Here is a 21,440-nt window from a genome sequence, read left to right on the forward strand (position 1 = left end):
ATTCTTCTGTGTATTGTTTTCTTGTCATTTAAGTTAACCCCCTGTTTTTATACTATCATATACAAAGATTTTCTCCAAGTTGGTTAGGGGGCTATAGAGTAATAGTCCTCCCAATAGCAGTTAAATAATTTAATCCCATTGTATGTACAGTTTCAGAATAATCCCTAACCCCAAAATCTGTCATCATAGGGAAAAATCTTTTCCTAATTTCCCCTGTTTTCATTTCTTCTCTGATGGCTTGTATCAGTCTTTCTCTAACCATTAAAAACTCCCCATTCGTTAGTCACCTCTGGAGACTCTCCTCCGTGTATCAATGCTTTTGTTCCTACCTTAACCAATAAAGGTGCGGGAATTGATCGACCATTTATTAGGGCTTCTCCTGTACTCAAGGAAGGGAGTTCATCTATATCGGCTTTTGAAAACATATCGCTTGTCTTAGCAATAAATCTTTGGTCATCGGGATTTTTTAAACGCATTGTAATTATAGTATTACATTGGGATGTAACGTCAGGGTCTAATTTAGAAGGTCTTTGAGAAATTATAGAGAAGCCAACTCCAAATTTTCTACCTTCACTGGCTATTCTCTTAATAATCTTCTTGGAGATAGAAGGGATTCCTGCAGGTGCAAAATTATGTCCTTCTTCATAGACAAGAAAACATGGTCTTGTTTGCCTTCTTTTATCACCTGCTGCTCTCATTATTTCGCTTGAAATAAGAGCAGTTATAATTTGCTTTGCATCGTCAGATAAACCTTGTAGATCAATAATAACAAGTCTACCTATATTGTCTCCTTTTTCACCTACCATATCATAGATGTCACTTGGTTCTCCAATTGCCCTTGTATAAAAACTTTTTGCTTCGTTGATCACACGATTTAGTTTAGTTGCCGCAACTGCTGCACTTCTTCCATTTAATGCTCTTGCTTCAGCAGGGCTTAATTCTTCCCATTCCCTAAGTTCCTCTAAATCTCCAGATAAAATCTCCCTTAGATCTTGTATATCTCTTGGTTGATTACTGTATTTTGCTTGCCAATAGCGAATCGCTACATCCAATACCCTTTCTTGCGGCTCTGTTAGCCCAGGCAGTATTGAGGATAAATCGTCCATATCTAAACGGTCGAACTGCAATGCAAGGTGTTTATTTTTATTCATATACTTATAATCAAAGGCATCGATTTGTGGAGTATAAACTTTTATGCCCCCACCAGCATTTAGGAGTTTTCTCATCATCTCCTGAATTTTTATGATACTTTCTCTATCTCTTACATCCTCTATACTGTCAATATCCTCATTAAATTGTAATTCTCCTTTTGCAAATGCCTTACCATATTCTCCGTGAACATCAAATACCACCACTGTTCCATTCATTAGTGCAACTAATCTTTCAATAATTCTTCCGACAGTATAAGACTTTCCTGAACCGGTCATGGCCAATACGGCCAAATGCTCTGTAACAAGTTTATTAACATCTAAGTAAACTGGGACAATATTTTCTCCTTTGTCATAACCTATCAGATTTCCAATATGAATACTTGTATTTTCATCAAATTTATAGAATCCTGATAAAAATTCATAGTCTACACCGTAAACCTTTTCACCGGGGTTTAAAGGTCTTCGTGGAATCTTAATTTGCCCTGAACTATCCCTATATCCTACCAATTCGATAGTTCCGAATAAAGTTTCCCCTGTAACTTGGGCACCGGGTAATATTTCTAACTCTGATAGTCCTTCCCCCATATTGGAATTATAAAGTATGTTGCTTCTTGAAATAGATATAATTCTTCCAAGGACATAAGTCTCTGGTTCATCCATGGATTCCTTATGTTTAATTTTAACAAACTCTCCCCTTTTGGCAGAGAAACTGTCTTCTAATGCAATCTTAATGTCATTTGGATTCCCTGTATTTCCAATTAGTTTTCCTATATACTTATCCATACTCATCCCCCTTTTATTCATCTTCAAATACATCTAAGTCTTCTTTCCATATAGCCTCTAAACTCTCATTTTTAAGCATTTCTTTAGCATGAGATTTGTAAAATTCCAAAACTCCAGGTCTTACTTCAATTGGTTTAAGAGCATATTTGGCATACCAAAGAGGTATCGGTAGGGCTTTTGCTTGGTCAAAAGTAATTAGAGTCATAATTTCTGCACAAATCTTGTCTAACATCTCTGAATCCCAGTCATCTACCTTCCCGAGCACTTCAATCAGCATAGGTGGGGTATTATTTCCTGCTTTAATATGCATAGTCATCAGCCCTAATTCTCTAACAGAAATAGGTTCCATACGATTATCTTTCGTTATCGCATCAAATTGAAAGGCCGCAGTTCTAGACCGCTTAACCAAAATACCTTTTAGCAATCTTTTGATTCCAACCATTTGCATCTTTGACATGTATTGATCCAGTTCCGAAGTAATGCTTTCGCCTATAGCGTCTGGAACATACTTTAGATTCTCTTTTGTCAAAGCAAAGAAAATAGCACCAAACCTCTTACCCCCAATGGATGCAATTTTTACTCCGTTCTTATTAAAGGGATAAATTTTCTCTTTATATTCACTCCAAAACTTGGCTATAGTTTCTTTACACAAGTCGTAATACTTCATAATGTCAACACGTTCAGACAACGGAGTGTCGGCTCTCTCTAATAACAATGGAACATCCATAATAATTAACTCTGGTAAATCTACCTCTTCCATTGTATCCATTAATAATTTATAAGCATTTATCATATCGATAAATTTAAGTTTTTTCTGCCAATCTAAATCATCTAATTCATCCACATCTACAACACTTTCTTGCTTCGTTTGATAAATCGATCCTTCTTGAATGGAAATATCTTGTCTTACTGCACCAGAAATATATAATATTCCTCCAAAAGCATTTATGGTCCTATGACTCGTGGCAATTCCTGAACATTTAATAGTTATCGGCTGAATCAAATCAATGGTTCTAATCACTCCCTGTTCTTTAAGCAAAGGGGCTATCTTATCAATAAACCTCATTTTGCTGGATAGTTTGGATACCGTTGCTGGTAAGCCTAATTGGACATTAGCCACAATACTTTGGGAAACAGGAACTCCTTTATCAAAACTACCATTCATTAGTACTTTCCCTCCTTTCTAATACTTTGATGAAGGATTTTAACCGCTTTTCTTTTATGAATAGTTTTCCTTTATCACTTACATCTCTGCTGTCAATTAAACCTTGCTGCGTTAAAACTTCTTCTAGGGATTTGATGCTTTCCCAGTTTATATTTTTATTAAAATATTGGTTAAATGCTTCCTGTATATCATTATCATTTTTTACTCCTGCCGCAAACAACATAAACAGTTGCAAATGTTCCTCGCTTATCTCAAATTCTTTCGGTTCTTTGCTTTGCCTATTGTTTTTTGGTCTTTTTTTGCTTATACATGAATAAAAATACTGTTTAAACTCATCATGTTTATGACTTAGTTTATAATCCAATAATGGTAAAGTGATAACGGTTAATAAACCACTTCCTGTATCTTTACGGTAATGGACTCCAAAGTTACCATGTTCATTTGAGAAAAACTTTTCTTGAATCTTCCCATCTATCTTATATTGACACTCAACCCCTTCGAATTTCAGCCCCTCTTCTCTTTGAACTTTTAAGACCAACGAAAGATCAAAATAATCGTTCAGGCTTACTTCTTTCCAAGCAGGAGAGAGAATAAGTTGATTGTCAGGGATATTTAGCCATTTGTTCAAAACCTCAAGTTCCTTTTTTTCTAATTTATCCAAAAGAATTCCTGGCAACAGTAAAATCCCCTCGGAAAGACTATCAATATTAACCTCTTTAACTGCTATGAACTTTTCAAGAACCTTATATTCTGTTCTATTTTTATAGTCTCTAAGTATTTGAACAACTATCATAATACAACTACCTCAGTCTTAATAAGTTTCATGGCTTCAAGTTCTCTCTTTTCTTCATCACAATCATTCCAATCTATTGCACCGTCTTTTTTAACAACATTTTTAAAGAATTCAAATGTCGTCTTTTTACCTTGGAAAAACTCCCTTCCTTCCTGCAGTAAATCTTTCATTTTCTCTTCTATGACTTTTTTGGATAATCCATAAGTTTTCTCACTAGGGTAACTTGCTAAATTAAGCCCTACCACCTCTTTCCCTTGGGCTCTGCGAATACAGTTTACAGTACTAATCAAATCATTATCATATAACTTATTTCTTTCTTCCTTGGCTTTCCCCATTACATTGCTCTTTTCTCCCTCGATTAGACCTATATATTGCCTCATCTCTGCTATGACTTTTTTATAATGAGATAGAAACTCCAACGGTTTCCCTTCTAATTCCTCTTCTTTATTATCTATCTCCTCAACTAAACCACCATTGCAGAAGATTTCCAAAGTTTCAATATAGTTATTTAAGTTCTTAACTTCTACCATGTTTTTTAAATCATCTGGTGCATCATTAAAGTAGCCTGCCCACCGTTTGGCTTCAGGCATTTTATCCAAATAAAAATCCACAATTTCCTTAAAGTTTTTCAGAATAGATTTATACTCTCCCATAACTCCTTTATCATCCGACCACCTAAACTCCGCTGTTACTTTGCCTTCAATACCACACTCACTTAGAATTTGGTCTAGTCTTTCTATAGCCTTGCTATATTCAGCCGTCTGTAGATTATAAGCAAGAGTATAACTTTCTTTTACCGTTGTTTTATATTTTGATGTTGTAAGTTCTTTATAGTTAGTTGCATATTCTAATTCCACGCTATAACGCTTTAATAGGTTTGTTATAGGGAATATCGGGAAATCAATGTTTCGATACGAATTAGTTTTCTTTATTTGCTCAATCATTTCGTTAATCATTTTAGAGGTCGGTTCCTGAATCTCTTTGATATACGCATGAAACAATTTTATATGACGAATTCTATACCAAAGAGGCTTTTCTTTATCATCAATTTTAAGTTCTTTTATAATATTGGCACTAAATGTACTATAAGATTTCCAACCCTCTTCATCATAAATGTAATCCACTAACTTATAGAACTGATCAAGTTTTTTTAGTATTCCTGACCATTTATCTAATACATCTTCACTATCTAATTTGCTCAAGTCGTCTAATGAAATCTGTTCTAAGTATTTTTTTGCATCTTCTAGTTTTTCTTTATAGATTGGGTTCTGTAAATCTAATGCATTTAAATATGGTCCTTCAATGATTTCCCTAAGTTCATTTTTTTCTTCTATATAATCTTTATCAAACCAGTGCTTAACCTTTTCATATCTTTCATTCAAATCATTGTTATTTACTCTTTTAATAAAACCGTCTGCTTTGTAGATTAGTTTTAAGGCTATAAAGAATTCAATCCATTGTTCAATGATTTTCTTTGGTTTTACCTTGTCAAATCCACTAAAGAAAAATTTGCTTTCAAAGTCCTTTAGGCTTCTATTTTTAAATCCTATAAAGGACAAAAAGTGTATAAATGCCTTGGGAATATCAACATCTGAACTAGAGTCATTCACAAAAATTCCTGTGTTTTTAAACCCTTTCTTCTCCATTATTGTACCGATATAGACATTCCTCATAATAGATAGAAAATCTTGATATTCCCCATCATCAAGTTTAATGCTAGGATCAGAACCCAGTTGTTCTATGGTGGCATTATTGACTAACATTATTTTAAAGGCTTTAGCCAGCAAACCAATTTGCTTATAATCCCACTGACTCTTATAAATAATAGGTCTTAGGATATAGCCCTTCTCATCAATTTCTTCAAACCATTTCCTTGCCCCATGGATGAAGAAATCGTTAAGTTTTCTAATTTTCTCACGATACACAATTCCTATCTGATTAGCGGAATCCCTAAAATCAACCATATCCTTAGAAATAGACATGACCTCTAATATATCTTTTTGAAGCCTTGATATCTGTAATGGTATTAAGCATTTCCCGACCTCTTTAAAATCTCTTTTTACTTTTTCAATCGTTTCATCTATAGGGGTATCTGATAAAACATAAATAGGATGTACACCCTTATCAAGAAGCCTTCTATCTTGCAATCCTTGATAAAGTTTTTCTTCATCTTTCCCCCAAACTATCGTAACTATATTATTAGGATTTACTGTTAGCCAAGGTCCTTCTTCAACGATTGTCCTCATACAAGTCATTCCCGCTAATTGGAATGTCTCTATTTCGTTATAGTTTATTTCTAAGGCTCTAATGGCTCCTGTTAGTATTCTAAGGACCTCGCCTTCTTTATCTTTTTTCATTTCCTCAATATATTCTTCTAACTCTTGGTTCTTCTCTCCATCAGTTAAATAACTAAATTCACCTTTGTCTACTCTATATCGCTTGTTTAATTGATATAAATAAGCAAAGTTAGGTCCTATATATGTTGGAACAATTCCTTCTTCCTCTACCTTTTGTTTTACAAATTCAAAAATGTATTTAGCCGCTTCTTCTACTCCTTCTTCAGGATAAAGCATTCTTATCTGGTCTAAAAAAGTTTCCTCTTCTGCTCCAATGATATATTCGTGCTCTTCTACATGAAGAGAATACATCTTAAGGTTTTTCAAGAGAACTTCTAAGTCAAAACTGGCACCAAAAGCATTGGCAAATTGATTACCTTGCAATCGCCTATAACCTACATTATGTAGTCGCTCACCTAGTGAATCTTTTTTCAACTTTACTACATAAAATTCTTTAAAAAGTTTTGTCCCGTCAGAGGCTTTGGCTTGCATCATCGCTTCTATTTGATCTTCTTCATACTTCGATTTCCTAACAGGTAATTGCATAAGTAAAGCACTTTTTATAATGGGTCGATACTTTTCTTTACAACTGATATAATCAAAGGCTGCTTTATCAATTAGACTATTTTGGAACCTAGAACTCGTATTTAAGAGATCCTCGAGAACTTCTCCCGTCTCCACATCTTTCTTACCTGCAATACGGTAATCTACTTCTGCCATAATTACATTAAGCCAGCCAAAGTTCCCACCGGCTATGGTATAGGCGGCTTCAACCAGGCCTTCTGGGTAAGAGTTCATTTTCCCATCTTTTTTTAATTCATTCATAAAATCTGCTATATCTGCGAAGGAATTATTTTTCAACTCACATATGGGAATTCTCCTTTCTAAGGCACCTATACCCTTAATGTGATAGCCAATTACCGGCGAACAAAGCAGCATAAAAGAAATATTGGGATACTTCTTTCTTGTGTCCTCATGTTTAATGGCAGAGGAAATAACCTTTATGGCTTCTCCATCAACTTTATTAATATTTTCCTTGTCCTTTTCTAATCCATATTTTGCAATCTCACCGGCTGTTTCAACCTCTTCGCACACAATTAGAAGATGATCAATGCCACATTTTTTTAGATAATCCATGGCTTCCCTCACCATTGCATCTAATCCCCTCATATCTAGAAGCAGATCATCTTGATGAACCTCTCCTATCTTTAAGATAGTTTTCAGTTTCTCTTTTTTAAATCCAAAAGGTAACAGAGCATTTTGTAATTCTTCTATTACCCTCCCCTGCATACTGCTATCAGGTTCTTGTGCTAAATAAGATAAGGCTGTATAAGTTCCATACGCCACCCAGTTGTCACTGGTTAAATCCTGATGGAGCATCTGTGAATAACGGATATAAATCGGTAAGATACCGTCTTCAAAGTTTTCCTTTAGTACTCTAACTTTTTTCGTCTCTCCGTCCTCTGAAATAATCCAACCCTTATCTATTCCAATTGCCTCTGAAATAACTTCAAAACCAATCCTTGACTTACCTATACCCCATTTACCAATCACCGGAAATATAGTAGCCATTCCTGCATCCTTTACCGTACCAATGAATGATTTAAAAACATTGTAAAATTCTTTTTGCCCTACCATTGGTTGAGTAAGTGGAAACTCACTGGTTCCATTAATGGACCATGTACTCATAAAATCATTCCTCCTAAAACTCTAATTTTATTAACTGTTTTTCCTTATCTCCCAATAGTCCACGTCCATGTCTTGGCTGTCCTTGCTCATAACCTATTAATCTAAACTTGCCGCTTTCTATTCCTTGCATAAAATAACGATCAATCCATTTATCAATACTTTCCTTTGATTCGGGTTCAATATTTTCCTTTAGAATACTCCCCACCATTTCTACTGGAAAATATCCTCTAATATCTCCATACTTTGATATTAAGTCTTTTAAAATATCGGTATCTTTTAATGCCCCACTCAATAATAGACTGTTAAAAACATCTTCACCTATATCTTCTTTTACTTTTTCCTTATTAAATTGAAAGAGCCCTTCACCTTTTTCTTTGAACCAGTCTAAATATTTAAATAAGGTCAATGGCATTTTTAAATAGGTCCCTATCTGTGATAAAGAAGGGACTTCTTTGGTTGTACCCACCAATTCAATTTCCTCTTCATCTCCAATATTCAATTCTTTTTTCCAATAAGGACCTAATGACTCTTTGCTATACTTTTTCATAAAGTCATTTAAATTCGGTACAGATGTTGAAGGATTTAAAAGAAAATATCTTATACCATCGACTTCAACATAGGCTTCTCTGTTTTCATCTAAAAACTTTTTGGGAAAGCAAAGGCCGTCACTATTTAAAATTCCTAAAGCAAGTGCCCTAACTCTAATAGCATAGGTTAATAATTGCTTTGCTAATTGCTTTTCCCAACCACCATCTCTTTGGTAACAATTTCTTAATTCCAATGCCTCATCTGTTAAAAAATATCCTTCTTTGCCTTTTGAAATAAAGTTAGCACCCGAAATAATAATTTTTTCTTGCTTTCTTTCGGCTCCAAACAGTCCATAAAATTCATCCGATCGCACTAGTCTACCTTTGTCATCAGTGGGATAAGACAAATATGTCTTTGCTATATCATATTTGCTATTAGATTCCATCTTCTCCGGTAGCCTTAACAATATCTCCGGCCACCGTTCAATGGACGAATTATCAGTCCAAAATCTATCCGCAGTAATATGTATTTTCATAATGATTTCCTCAATTCCTCAATGTAATCTTTTAGCATACTCTTAAATTTCCTAGCACGGTTTTTTATGATAATCCCTTCCGATGAGTAGAGCCTATCATCAAAAGAGGGGTTTAAAACATATTCACCGTCTTTATAAGTAAATTGCTTGTTATCCATTAGTTGAAACAATATAACATCAACTTCCGGAGCCTTATTAGGAAATAAATGTATATTGCTTCTATCACAAAATTGTTTTACAAACTCTTTAAAATCTCCTATTTTATGTTCTTTTCCCTTATAATCATAGATAAAGGCCTCTAAAAGTTGTTCTGTATAAGGATTCTTTATATCTTTAGGTCTAATGGATATACCATTAATTCCTTCTGCCTTATATTCTGAAATAACCATTCCTAAAACTACTATAAACGTTCTCCAAGGGTAGGAGAGTATTTCCTTAATCTCTTCAGACACCTGAAAATCATCATATTTGTAAGGCGTTAGTGCATATAGATTTTTCTCTTTCAAAACTTCTAAATGTATATTAGAACTTACTTTCCGTTCCTTTACCCATATATCATTTGGGGTTTTTCCTATCCTTTCAACCTCAGTATCTTCTATCTCTTCTGCCAACTGAATAAATTGCAATCGAGTAAGGATGGTGCGATACTGAGGATATCCTTTAAATATCAGTCCATAAAAGGCTTTAATTTCATTAGTTTCTGAAAAGTTTTGCTCTCTAATTATTAATATTTTTTCTGCAAATTTAGGAATATGGTCTATAAATTCATATAGAGCCTCTCCATCTCCACTCTGACCAATTGCATAGGCTTCTTGATAGACCTTCCACAAAAGGTAATCTAATAGAGGTGGATAGCAACAAGCCAGAGATGATATGAAATCTTCTCTGGTTACTTTGCCGCTAAAATCAATCCATTTATTTGTAATAAGGTATCTATCTTCAGTTTTTTTGATAAAGTTTATATCCATTAAATATGTTAGGGAACTGTCGAATTTTACTTCTCCGTAGTCATAGAGGTCATTCAGATCTCTTATTAAATTCTTTACATCAAGCATCTTAACACCTGCTCTCTGTACTGGAATTATTATTCAGTTCAGACATCTCAAAGTCGCCTTCTATAAGGTCTTCTACATCCTGTATGGCTTCTAGGATTAGTTGTTTAGATTCTCTTAAACAAGTAAATTCCTTTAATACTAATCCATTAACCTTAGTTATGATCTCATCTTCAACTATAGGTATTTTCATGTCTAATAAATCATCTTTTGACATACTCCTGATATTAGTGCCAGAAATGTACCTACATTTTTGAGCAATAAAATATTTTGAAGATATTATGGCATAAAGATATCCAGACAATGACTTATCCCTTGGTATTAAAACGGCACATCCATTAGTAGTTAACGTATTGTTCAACTCCTTATCGACATAGGAAGTTACTTCAATGGACTCCTGAACTAAGGAAACAATAATGTCATCCTTTTCCAATTTCAACTTTGCTCTTCCCGGTAGTTCAGATCCTTTTACTCGTTCTTTTCCATCTAATATATTAGATGTAGAGAGATCTCCTATTTCAAAGTAAGCGTATTCTTCTTCCGCTTGAATCTTACAATTCTTTTTCAAATCAACGAGTTTTGATAACTTTACATTTTTATAGGAGTTTAATCTCCCATTTTTATACAAAGGGTTATAAAAATTACTATCTATTCTTAAATGTTTATCATCAAAATCATGACTTTGGACTGTGTAAAATCCTTTCGGAAACTTTATTATATTTGAATCGTAATATATATCCTGTATTATATATTCATAATCTTTTTTTGCAGCCTTTGCTTCTTCCCTTAATTCTTCCGCCCTTCGCACTTTATCTCCAATATATTTTTGGATTTCTGGGGAGGGGATGGGGATTTTAATATCTTTTAAATGTGGCTTTATTACTAAAGTAATTCCGCTAGTTCCAATTACTCTTCTAAGTACTTGCTGATTACCATAACTGGAACTAAAAAAACTCATTAAATATCCTGAATCCAAATTGCTTTTTGTTCTTAATATAGCGATTGTATAATCAGGAACAATTTGCGTATCAGAATTAATATATGCTGTTTTTCCTATGGATCCTGTACCATAAGTAGTTAATACAACATCGCCTTTTTGAAGAATTTTTCTTTTATCTTTTTTTTGAATTTTACAATCAATTAAATCTTCATATAAAACAACGTTATTTTGTATATTACTAGTTTTCAACCTTTTTAATCTCAATTCTCCCTCATTAAAATTACTAACACCCGTTTCAAAAAAATCAACGCATTGGTCTAAATTTTTCACTTTATCATAATCATTTAAATTAAAAGTCATATAGTCATAATGAAAATATTTAGCATCAATCCTATCATTTATTTCTTTTATTCCAGCCCATATGATACTAGGCTCTTTACTCATAACTGAAAAGCCACTCACAATGCCACCCCCTATTCCATATCCTCTGGAATTCCCTTTTTATAGGCCTCAACTATCTTCAACAAATCATTTCTGTCATTACCCAAAGGAACCTCTACGTTATTTTTCACTTCAAATCCTACTTCATCGGCTACTGCCATAAATACAGGACCCTGTTTTTCGCCTGGATGTTCCTTCTTCTTAACATATAGCAACGATGTTTTCGCTCCTGCTCCAGATAATTTAAAGGTTTCTTGTGGCAAACTTACTACCGCTTTTAATACTGCCTTACCGCCTTCAAATTCACCGGTTACAGAGTTCTTTTTACCCATTATATATTCTCGAATATACTGGTCTCCTGAGTTAGACAAAATCCCGTCTGGAACTACCATCATCAACAAACCACCTGGTTTCAGTAATTGAAGACATCTATCTATGAAAAGAACTGCTGGGTCAACAGAATTAACAGGGCTCCACACACCTTTATTGTTTGGTTTAGAACCCAATGATAGCCCATCTGAAGACATCCTATTATTACCGTCTTCATCTATATCGCTAGAATATAATTCTTCTATCAAATACTTACCATCTTTGTCTTTAATAGATATTCCGCCTTTTTTGAAAGGGGGATTGGTAATGATTACATCAAAGGATTCTGGTTTTAGATTAGTATTGCTTAATGAGTTTAAAGTTTGAAAGATAGGTGCTTTTAAAGCCCCACGTAGAGCCATATTTATTCTCGCCTTCAATACCATTCCAGAACTTCTGTCTGCCCCCACAAAGCAATGGTTCAACATTTCTTTAAACTGTGCTTTATGATGTTCTTTATTTCCTGCCAATTCATAAAGCATATAATTTTTGATTTCTTCCAAGGCTTTAATTAAGAATCCTGCAGATCCACACGCTGGATCCAGTATTCTTAATGTTGGTATCCCTGTCTTAGGATCCTTTCCTATTATTTTAGAAGACCCCTGTTTTTTTAAATCATGCATTACCATTTCTACAGCGGCTTCCGTCACTTGTCTTGGGGTTAGGTAAATACCCATGCCACCTTTGTTTTCATACTTTCCTCTTAACAAAACATCAAAGACTCTACCCAATACATCTCCAGTTAAATCTAATAGAGTGGCAGGCCTTTTTACTCCATTTACTTCTATCTCCCCAAGGTCCTGTAGTGCTCGCATTACTGTTTCGTAAATATTAGGATTTTGCAGTTTTAAATAATCATCCTTAGGGAAAATTGGTATCCTGTCCCCCTCATCATCAATTGCCACATAATCTTCGTGATTTTTAATTTCTTTAAAGGCTTCCCTTATTTCTTCAACTACTTTTTTCTTATCCTTTGCATTTTCTAAATAACTGTAATGAAATATTTCACTATATTTTCTACCGGAAAGGTTTCCTTCCCTTAAAATATAGTCGGAATTGTTAAGACGAAACTCTTCCATGAATATCAATTTACAAAACTCATCAATGGCATCGTTGGAGTTATTGACATTATCTCCAGAAGCATAAATTTGCTCGTGAATAGCATCAAACCTTTTTTGCAGTTCACTGTACATTCTATTGGACCATTTATCTCTTTCAGTTAACTCTCTTTTTTTAATGGCACTCTTGTCCATATTTACAGATGGAGGGATCTCTGAAATGCTTTTTTCTTCCTCTACATTTAAATAAACATTGTTCACACCATTTGTAATCCATGCAAAATTGGGGAAAGGATCTAACTCCATGGCCTCATAATTGAACTCTATTACCAGTTCAGGGCTTAATTCTGTACCCTCTTCTACTTTCTTAACATAAACATAAACGCCACTATCTCCTGCCATAAAAGCCATTTCATTAACATCTATGATTTCTTTATACCCTAATTCATTTAGTTTGGATTTTAATTGTTCCATTAATATTACCTCCTTGAATTTACTTCTTACTAATAATCACACCATTAGGTGTATAGTAGTTTTGGCTGTTTTCAACTATTTCCAATAGTTCTGCCTTACTAATAGTGAATGGGATTTGCTCCATAACTTTACTCAAAGGGATTTTGGGCTTCTCTTTAAATAACTGATCTAGTATCCGTAAGACTTTTTGCTCAATATCCCCTTCACCTATTGAATACATTCCATCCTTTTTGGTAATTTTTTTGTCCATTTCTAAAAACAATCTTACTTGAGATTGATTCCACTGGATGCCAATCTCATTAAATCTGCTATGCACTTCAGATAATGTTTTAGGAGTTTTTAATTGCTCGTATACTTTCTCAAGCATGGCTTTATTTCCTCCTTTCTTTTACGATAATAAGGATAAGTTCACCTTACATTAGAGCATATACATAATTTTTCATATTTTCTGCTATTCCCGACTCTTCTTTTATACTCAGCCTTGGAATACGAATATTTTCGAATTCTCTTCTGTTTATTGTCTTAAAATATAAACCTATTGAGCCTGCTTCAATCTGTTTTAAAATAATTGGCTGCTTGAATAAAAATAACAGGTAAAAAGGATCTATGCTTACAGGCTTGATATTGTAAAAAGCATCACTTGCCATCATCCCTTCATGTTTATCAGTAATCACTGCCGTTACATGTTTTTTTGTCCCCGTAGCACTTCCTGACTTTGCAGTAATCAATTCATTTTTCTCTAAAACATACCTAATTCTACTACTGAGGTTTTTATATAAGTCCTTTTCAGTGCTTGTAATAATGGAAAAATCGTCATCTACATTAGATATATTGATATACTCAACTATTTGGTTTTCATCCATTTTAGGTTTTATAGCCTTCTTAATTTTCACCGCTTGACCTAATGGCTGCCAACAAATATTACTACAACCATTATGGATGGTTTTATAAAGTTTACTTTGAAAATAGGTATAGTACTTGGGATCTAATCTATCAACATTTATTTCATTTCCGTTTATATAAACACTATTAGAAACTTTAAATAAATCAGCGTCTTGCACAATATAATTATTAAAAATATCCTTACATGCCTCATATAACCTATATGCATCTATTCTATTTTGGGTCTGTATGTGTTCATTAAAGGAGATGCTCTCATAATCCGCTGGTATTTTTAACTCCTTTATATCACTAATACTTATGCGATTAATCAAACCGCTTTTTATTGATTCAAGAGCATATTGACCTGCCTCACTATTCAAGTAAGCAACTAACCTTTTTGCCGTAAAAGGTTGTTTCAACCTTATCCGAATAATATCTGATGAAATAACACAGTCTTCTAAATTTGATGTTACCCTTACAACTTGACCTGATCTACCTACCGCTGTTACCAGCACATCGTTTTCTTTTATGTAATCTTTTTCCCTTAGACCTTCTGCAGATATTGATTTTATGGATGGTTGGTAAATTGTTCCGTCTTTAAAATCACTTACATTAATAAGCCTTACTCCTTCATCAATATAGTTTCTTTTTATCCTAGTACCATCAGTTATTTCGGTGGCAATGCTAGATAATTTTACTGTTTTAATACCTTCCAAAGACTTAATGCTTTTGTAATGATTTATTGTATAGCGGTAAGAGATATTTTTCGGGTGAATATAATGTGGTTCTACGAAGCAGTAATCCAATAACCCACCTTCTTTCTATTGCATAATTTCTCTTTTTTATTTTTAATTAATTGTATCGCATAATTTCTCCATTGTAAAGGGCCAATTGAAAATATTTCTACTTTTTTCAAATATCAAAGTGAAAGACTCGATCTTAAAATAAATAATTTACCTCTCCGTTTCGTTTATTTTCCAGACATTATCTCTAATTTACTCAAGATTCCTATTTTATTTATTTTAATTCCTATTTTTTTCTCCTTTTTTCCTCATTAAATCTATTTTATTTGTTTTAGTGAGTTTTTTATGATGTAATCTTCTACTTGTTTTAGGAACACATCGAAAATTGAGCAAAAAAAATAACCGTTTTGCGTTTAAAAACAAAATGGTTATTTTTAAAAAAGTCTATTTTAACCGATTTATACTGATTTAGCCCTATATTAGCCTACTGGGATTTTATATCAATTTCTTTCTATTTCTTTTGATTTTGTTCCTTTTAATTATTTTATTTATAGCATAGTCATCCTCTATAGCGATTTTTTTCGGCACGAATAAAATAATTAGGAAAATCTACTCCAATACGCTTCAGAAGATTAATAAATGTTAGTAATAGCCCTTAACAGTTTATGTCCATTAATAACCACTAACAATGGTTATTAACTATTGTTAACCATTGTTAGCCATTATTAACCATTATTAACCGCTATTAAACATGTTTATAACACACTTATTAAGATTTAATAATGGTTAATAATCAGTAATAATGGTTAATAATCAGTAATAATGGTTAATAATCAGTAATAATGGTTAATAATGATTATTATTGGTTAATATCTGTTAATAATTGTGAATGCACAATACTATTACTTATCTGTTTTTTCACCTTCTAATGCTACTTTTATCAATCTAATTAATGATATCGTTGCCAGACCAAAAATTATTAAAGATTTATTTCCTAACATATTATAAAGTTGTATGGAAGCACTTACTATAAGGAAGATTGAAATAATAAACGTTATTATTAAAACCTTGAACTAATATCACCTCCTACAATCACACATGTTCTTGTTGATGTCGCTATTTTTACGATATGAACGCTTGTTTTGTCTTACATGCCTGATATGCCATAATCCTACTATCCTTTTTTAATTCAATGACTAAAAGTCTTCTCCAGTGTATAAATTAAACCATAAAATTCTCCAATATTTTAAATGGCTTGGTATAGTTTGTCCATTGGGGAATATTAGTATTTTATCCTTTTCTATAAACCATTTTTCTATTTTTCTCATCTCCTTTTTTTCTCCATTATACCATGATCCTAATTGCTATTTCCGCTCCTAAACAATAAAAAACCGGCCTGTTGATGGCCAGTTTTTTAGATGCTGTCAAATATTTGGAAGACTTCATCAGGTATTTGACTTTCATCTGTAAAATAACAATTCTTGTCTGCCGTAAGATTCATCTCTTTGATAACTTCTCTAATTGCTCTTTTAATCCTTTTTAGATCCTTCTCCTCTTGGGTGACACCTTCATAGGCTAATACGGCTTTGATAATATAGGCTGTTTTCTGTCTTTTTGACTTGATAATATTGTAAGCATTCCGATCATTTTCTCTTTGTAAGTTAAAAGACAGATTCAATCTTTTAATTTCATCCAAGAACATCACCTGTCCCTACTAACTGCCTGCTTTGCCAAAAGTTCAAAGCCTTTTACATTTGCAAAACTATCTAAAACTTCCATGTATCCTATTTTAGGACTGTTTTCAATGTGTTTTTGCAAAAGCATTGAACCTCCTCCAACAAATATAGTTGGATTTATTTTCATCTCAAAGCCATACTCTTTCAATTTATCCAATAATTCTTCAACGTATATTTGTGTTTTCTCTTCAATTAAGGATTTTATATTTTCATTCTGAAAAAATGAGATGTTTTCTCCTAGAATTGTATCCTCAATCTGTTCCTCATGTATTTCTATCCCTAAAGAGAGGATATCCTGTTTTATTGAATTTAGCAGAGTTACAATCCCAGTAGTTAAACTAATGCAAGATTTAATATTCAAAAGCCCTTTTTCAACAGTGAAAACATCAACGGTATATCCGCCAATATCTACAACATTAAGTCTTGATACATCCTTATAGTGAGTGAAATGAGGCATTATTGCTGCATATCCCTGGGGATAAACATATACATCTTTAATTGATACTTCATATCGCTTTTCTCCAAAAGTAAATGATATGTTATCCCTTAAAAAATACTCTCTAAATTTATCCTTTTGTTTTCCATAATACATAATAGGCAAGCCACATGCTAAAATGATCTCTCCCTTATTAACCCCTTGATACTTCTTCTCTAATACTTCTGCAATGGCAGGCAATGATAGAATAAAAAAGTTGTCATTTACAGTCTTATCAAGCATTACAGGAAACCTTTCACCTAAAATGGAGTAATACTTGCCTTCAAATTCCAATAGTCTTTCTTTTGTAATAGGCATGGTGTTTGAAACTGTGAAGCCCGAATTGTACTGATTAACAATGCTCTTTATTGCCTTATTCCCGTGGTCTATTCCTATAATATAACTCATAGATTATCCCTCCTATTTTTTGATAATGGTTCCCCACAAGAACCATCAATTACCTTTAGTTCCTGTGGGGTTCTTATGAATAAGGTGTCACCTCCTTTAAGTAATTAGAATACCTTTATATCCCCCTTTCTTGCGATAAATAAAGGAAAATGGATTACAGGTTTGGTTTACCTGTGGCATTTTCCCTAACTGTCTAGAGCAAATAACATTTGTCATGCTATATTTGAACAAATTATGTTGGATTCCTTGTTTTTCCCTTAAATTAATCTGTTTTATTTCTCAAAAATAAAAACCCCTGCGTTGTTTTCCGGACTATCTGCCAAAGGCATCACTACAAAAACAATCTGCAGGGGTTTAATATCTATATTAACTTTGAAAGGAGAGTGTTGCTCATATTATAGCATGCATGAACAGAAAATGGAGCCCCAAATATTTACATAATAAGGTTGATATCCTCCATAATCTGTGCTAGGATGATGTACACTAAAAAACTAAGGAGGTATGTTTTTGGCATTTCCAGTGAATTTAGAGGATTTGCAAAATGCTATACTCAATAGCAACCTAACTGAAAAAGATTATGATTCACATGATTTCTTTATCCTAAAAACTTGCTTTACCTTATTATCATCTATACAGGATTTAAAAAGGCAGATAGAAATGGGTGAGGGCTTCTCTGTTCATTCTGAAAAAGAGTGGGCACAGTTTATCAAGTATTATAACAAGACTTATAAAAGGGCGAAAAAAATCTTCCATCGGTATTTGAAACGATTAAAAATCGATTATTGGGAACAAGAAGAACTGGTTCGCAATATATTATGGGTTACAAAACTTATTAATTCTGGTTTCTATGATAATGATGATGAAGATGTGTATTTCCACGCCATTATTCTAAGCGGAAAATTTTTTACTTCAGTTTTTTACTATAATTATCTCATTAATGAGGCTTGTGACAGAAAGATTAACTCACCCGAAAGCCTTTTAAATACTAGAAAAAATCTATCTTCTATCAAAGACGAAAGGTTATGGATTGAAGAAACCTATATTAAGTTGAAAGACAAGGAAATTGATGAATTTCCTGAAGAAACAAAAAAAATGTTGTTTGCTCTATGGGATCGAACTTTCGATTTTGTACAAGAACTAAAAAAATGTTTTAGCAAAACTGAAGCCTTGAATAACTAATATAGTCCCCTGATACCTTGGGGACTATATTAATTCCAAGTAATCAAACTATATTCCTATATATTCTTTTACCTCTCTTTGTGTTAATGAAATGAACTCTGCTCCAGGAACGGGATAATTACTTAAGACCAGAACTTTACAAGGTTCCGTTATAGTTCTAGCCCTTCCTACAGTTTGCACAAGTTCAGACTCTATCATATAAAATTGGATTTCCCGTAATAAATCATTGCTGCTGTAAGTATTGAAGTAAAAGTTATAGTTTCCCCTTGAAACAGGCTGATACATTACTTTGCTTTCATTTAGCCTTACATCAAGACCCAAAGCACTTGCAAATAGAAGATAACTATAGGGGTTAATATGGGGAGTCCCTATTACAGTGATATTTTGTCCTTTTAGATTATCACGCCCCGCACTATTCCAAAATGATATGCTCGGTTCACTTATATCATTAAAATAACCGCTGTAAGTGATAACCTTACTATCGGGGTTATATCTATTTATTAAAGCATTTGCAATATCCATCATTTCTTTTTTATTTCTATGAATAGATAATTTACTAAAGGCCCTTATAGGAACTTGCCAAATCTCTCCTATGTGTTCCACATCCCCAATATCATAAAATTTCATATTTTGACCGAAAACCATTTTATAAATCTTTTCATTGGCAGTTGCACTGAAAATAATAACCTTTTTATCAGGTAAATCTCTTATGTTTATAAAAAGTATCTGCTCATTACCATTTCTCCCTGTCACTTTGACAAAATGACTTGAGTTTAAAAACCCCAGTATATTTGTTGTAATAAGGTCATTTTTTACAACTAATTTTTCAACTTCTTTTGCACAAAGCATAAAATAGTTTGGTGTCTTTAGTACTATTCCTTCAGGTAGTTCGGTAATTAACTTAAACATAAAATCGGTTAACTTCTTTAAAGGCGAAAATTCCGGATCTAAATACACCAATTGGCTAAGTATAACCATGTCTTGTATTGACATAGATGAAATTGGGAACATTCCATTTAGAACAATATCTTCATCTATTATTAGAGTATCATTGAAGTCCTTTTCAAAAAATATTCTTTGGTGAGTAGTTAAGATAGTTTGGTTCTCAGATTTTTTTACTCGCCTCAAGTCCTTAATATATTTTGCTATGACTTCATTTTCCTTTGCTAATTGTCTTAAATACATATTTGCTCCTTTAAAAGAGCCTGTAACATAGAGTCTATCTAACTTATTGCGTTTTTCAGGTTCAATATCAGGAAGTTGTGGTACAACATAATGGTGTACTCCTGCTTTTGTCAATCTCTCGCTTACCTCGTCCTTTAATTTATGTGTAGGCACTGCTATCGTCAATTTATTATCTATACAAGCATTTATGTATTCTTCAGTTTTCCCTAACCCTGCCGGTGCCTTTATAACATAAATCCCCTTTTGTGGAGAGGCAATTATTTCACTAACAATATTAGATAATTCTTTTCTTGCCTCTTCTATACTTTTAGTTTTTCTTTTACCAACTACTTGAATTCTTCCCTTGAATAATTTTCCTTGTTCTATCATATTAATTCCATGTTTACAGTCTTTAATAAATGGACAATAACTTTCGCACCTAGAAGGAGCATATTTACCCTTAAGAATTTGATTCTTCATAACCAACCAACTATAGTTTTTCACTTTATAGTCTTCACGGCTGTTTAGAATCTTATCTACTTTCGTTACTCCACCTTTTATTTTCAAAAGGTTGGACATGAGACCAAACATTTCATTGTGGTGTAACCAATACTCGCCATCTATTGCTTCCCGGTATAATCGACAATTTTTATATAGATTTTCAAAGGGGTAATCCTTTATAAGATATGTCTTAGCATTTTCCTTCTTAATATCAAAACGGAGGGCAAAGTCGTTTTCCTTTTCAAAAAAACAATCCTGCGTATTATTGTAACAAAAATAGATTACATACCCCATATGACTAAAAAGTGTACTATTATATATATTATTAATAAAGGACTTACACTTTTTAGTCATTGATACATAAACATTGCTACTATTAACTTGAGGCATATCTTTTTCATCATGAAACGTAAAAAACTTTGGATAACCATTCTCCATGTCAATACCAACATCTCTGCAAAAATTATACATGTTTCTCGATGTATTAGTACTATTTCTAATTACTGAGCATGCTGCAAATATAAGATTCGGTATTGATTCTACATATGAAAAGTTTTCATAAATAACTTCCCTGCCACCGTATATTATTCTCGAAGGATCCCTTGTTTCTGTTTTGGACTGTGGGAAAACTTCCAACAGTGATCTAATTACCAGATTGCGAACCCTGATATCCTGAATCACTTCATCCATAACGAAAACCATTTTAAACCCACTATCTGAATTAAAGGGCGTGTATATGAATGAAGGGAATAGATTTACCCTTTCACAAGTATCTAACACATTTTCCAGCGAATCATTTTCAATATCAACAACAAATATTTGTTGGCTTATCCAGTTCTTAATACTTCTCTGCCCATCCTTAAAAACTGATGGTGAATAAGTTTTGCCATTTGGTATTATTATGCTTTTGGCAAAATCCTTTACAGAAATTTCTTTGACATGACATCCAATTCGTGCTGCTATTTTTGCAATCTCTTCTTCTGTCGGCTTCTTACTAAACTTTTGAGTATCTAAACACAATTTTATTATCATTTTCAT

Annotated in this window: 16 protein-coding genes; 1 reads left to right on the forward strand and 15 read right to left on the reverse strand. The window is 33.1% G+C overall.

Annotated elements, in window-relative coordinates; all coding sequences use genetic code 11:
* Window positions 1-91: 91 nt before the first annotated feature.
* The 14 genes from BUE08_RS02990 to BUE08_RS03055 all read right to left on the reverse strand — a co-directional run bounded on the left by BUE08_RS02990 (window position 92) and on the right by BUE08_RS03055 (window position 17,558).
* Window positions 92-262, reverse strand: coding sequence for a hypothetical protein (locus tag BUE08_RS02990; RefSeq protein WP_286680332.1), 171 nt, complete (start codon window positions 260-262; stop codon window positions 92-94).
* Entirely contained in the window at window positions 255-1,934 is a 1,680-nt protein-coding gene (locus BUE08_RS02995) for a helicase HerA domain-containing protein (RefSeq protein ID WP_066638071.1), read from the reverse strand. The genes BUE08_RS02990 and BUE08_RS02995 overlap by 8 nt, the downstream gene beginning before the upstream one ends.
* Before the next feature lie 13 nt (window positions 1,935-1,947).
* Window positions 1,948-3,099, reverse strand: a complete 1,152-nt coding sequence (locus BUE08_RS03000; RefSeq protein WP_286680333.1) for a hypothetical protein — start codon at window positions 3,097-3,099, stop codon at window positions 1,948-1,950.
* On the reverse strand, window positions 3,089-3,892 hold the full coding sequence (locus BUE08_RS03005; protein ID WP_286680334.1) for a hypothetical protein: 804 nt from the start codon (window positions 3,890-3,892) through the stop codon (window positions 3,089-3,091). Before BUE08_RS03005 ends, BUE08_RS03000 begins: the two co-directional genes overlap by 11 nt.
* The gene (locus BUE08_RS03010) at window positions 3,889-7,917 is read right to left on the reverse strand and encodes a hypothetical protein (RefSeq protein WP_286680335.1); all 4,029 of its coding nucleotides are present in this window, start codon (window positions 7,915-7,917) and stop codon (window positions 3,889-3,891) included. The genes BUE08_RS03005 and BUE08_RS03010 overlap by 4 nt, the downstream gene beginning before the upstream one ends.
* Window positions 7,918-7,930: 13 nt before the next feature.
* Window positions 7,931-8,890, reverse strand: coding sequence for a hypothetical protein (locus BUE08_RS03015; protein ID WP_286680336.1), 960 nt, complete (start codon window positions 8,888-8,890; stop codon window positions 7,931-7,933).
* A gap of 86 nt (window positions 8,891-8,976) precedes the next feature.
* Window positions 8,977-10,035, reverse strand: coding sequence for a hypothetical protein (locus BUE08_RS03020; protein ID WP_286680337.1), 1,059 nt, complete (start codon window positions 10,033-10,035; stop codon window positions 8,977-8,979).
* A gap of 1 nt (window position 10,036) precedes the next feature.
* On the reverse strand, window positions 10,037-11,434 hold the full coding sequence (locus BUE08_RS03025) for a restriction endonuclease subunit S (protein WP_286680338.1): 1,398 nt from the start codon (window positions 11,432-11,434) through the stop codon (window positions 10,037-10,039).
* 11 nt (window positions 11,435-11,445) lie between these two features.
* The gene (locus BUE08_RS03030) at window positions 11,446-13,314 is read right to left on the reverse strand and encodes an N-6 DNA methylase (RefSeq protein ID WP_286680339.1); all 1,869 of its coding nucleotides are present in this window, start codon (window positions 13,312-13,314) and stop codon (window positions 11,446-11,448) included.
* 19 nt (window positions 13,315-13,333) lie between these two features.
* Window positions 13,334-13,681 (reverse strand): hypothetical protein, encoded by a 348-nt coding sequence (locus BUE08_RS03035; RefSeq protein WP_286680340.1) that lies wholly within the window; start codon window positions 13,679-13,681, stop codon window positions 13,334-13,336.
* Between the two features lie 46 nt (window positions 13,682-13,727).
* Window positions 13,728-15,002, reverse strand: a complete 1,275-nt coding sequence (locus BUE08_RS03040) for a restriction endonuclease subunit S (protein ID WP_286680341.1) — start codon at window positions 15,000-15,002, stop codon at window positions 13,728-13,730.
* A 1,133-nt stretch (window positions 15,003-16,135) separates the two neighbouring features.
* The gene (locus BUE08_RS03045) at window positions 16,136-16,267 is read right to left on the reverse strand and encodes a hypothetical protein (protein WP_274540216.1); all 132 of its coding nucleotides are present in this window, start codon (window positions 16,265-16,267) and stop codon (window positions 16,136-16,138) included.
* Between the two features lie 86 nt (window positions 16,268-16,353).
* On the reverse strand, window positions 16,354-16,635 hold the full coding sequence (locus BUE08_RS03050) for a hypothetical protein (RefSeq protein WP_286680342.1): 282 nt from the start codon (window positions 16,633-16,635) through the stop codon (window positions 16,354-16,356).
* 5 nt (window positions 16,636-16,640) lie between these two features.
* Entirely contained in the window at window positions 16,641-17,558 is a 918-nt protein-coding gene (locus BUE08_RS03055) for a ParM/StbA family protein (protein ID WP_286680343.1), read from the reverse strand.
* Window positions 17,559-18,065: 507 nt separating this feature from the next.
* Here BUE08_RS03055 and BUE08_RS03060 point away from each other — a divergent pair.
* Window positions 18,066-18,737 (forward strand): hypothetical protein, encoded by a 672-nt coding sequence (locus BUE08_RS03060; RefSeq protein ID WP_286680344.1) that lies wholly within the window; start codon window positions 18,066-18,068, stop codon window positions 18,735-18,737.
* 48 nt (window positions 18,738-18,785) lie between these two features.
* Here the strand turns inward: BUE08_RS03060 and BUE08_RS03065 are convergent, their stop codons facing one another.
* The gene (locus tag BUE08_RS03065) at window positions 18,786-21,434 is read right to left on the reverse strand and encodes a hypothetical protein (RefSeq protein WP_286680345.1); all 2,649 of its coding nucleotides are present in this window, start codon (window positions 21,432-21,434) and stop codon (window positions 18,786-18,788) included.
* Window positions 21,435-21,440 lie beyond the last annotated feature (6 nt).

Source organism: Tepidanaerobacter sp. EBM-49, assembly GCF_001896645.1.
Classification (GTDB): Bacteria; Bacillota; Thermosediminibacteria; order Thermosediminibacterales; family Tepidanaerobacteraceae; genus Tepidanaerobacter; species Tepidanaerobacter syntrophicus.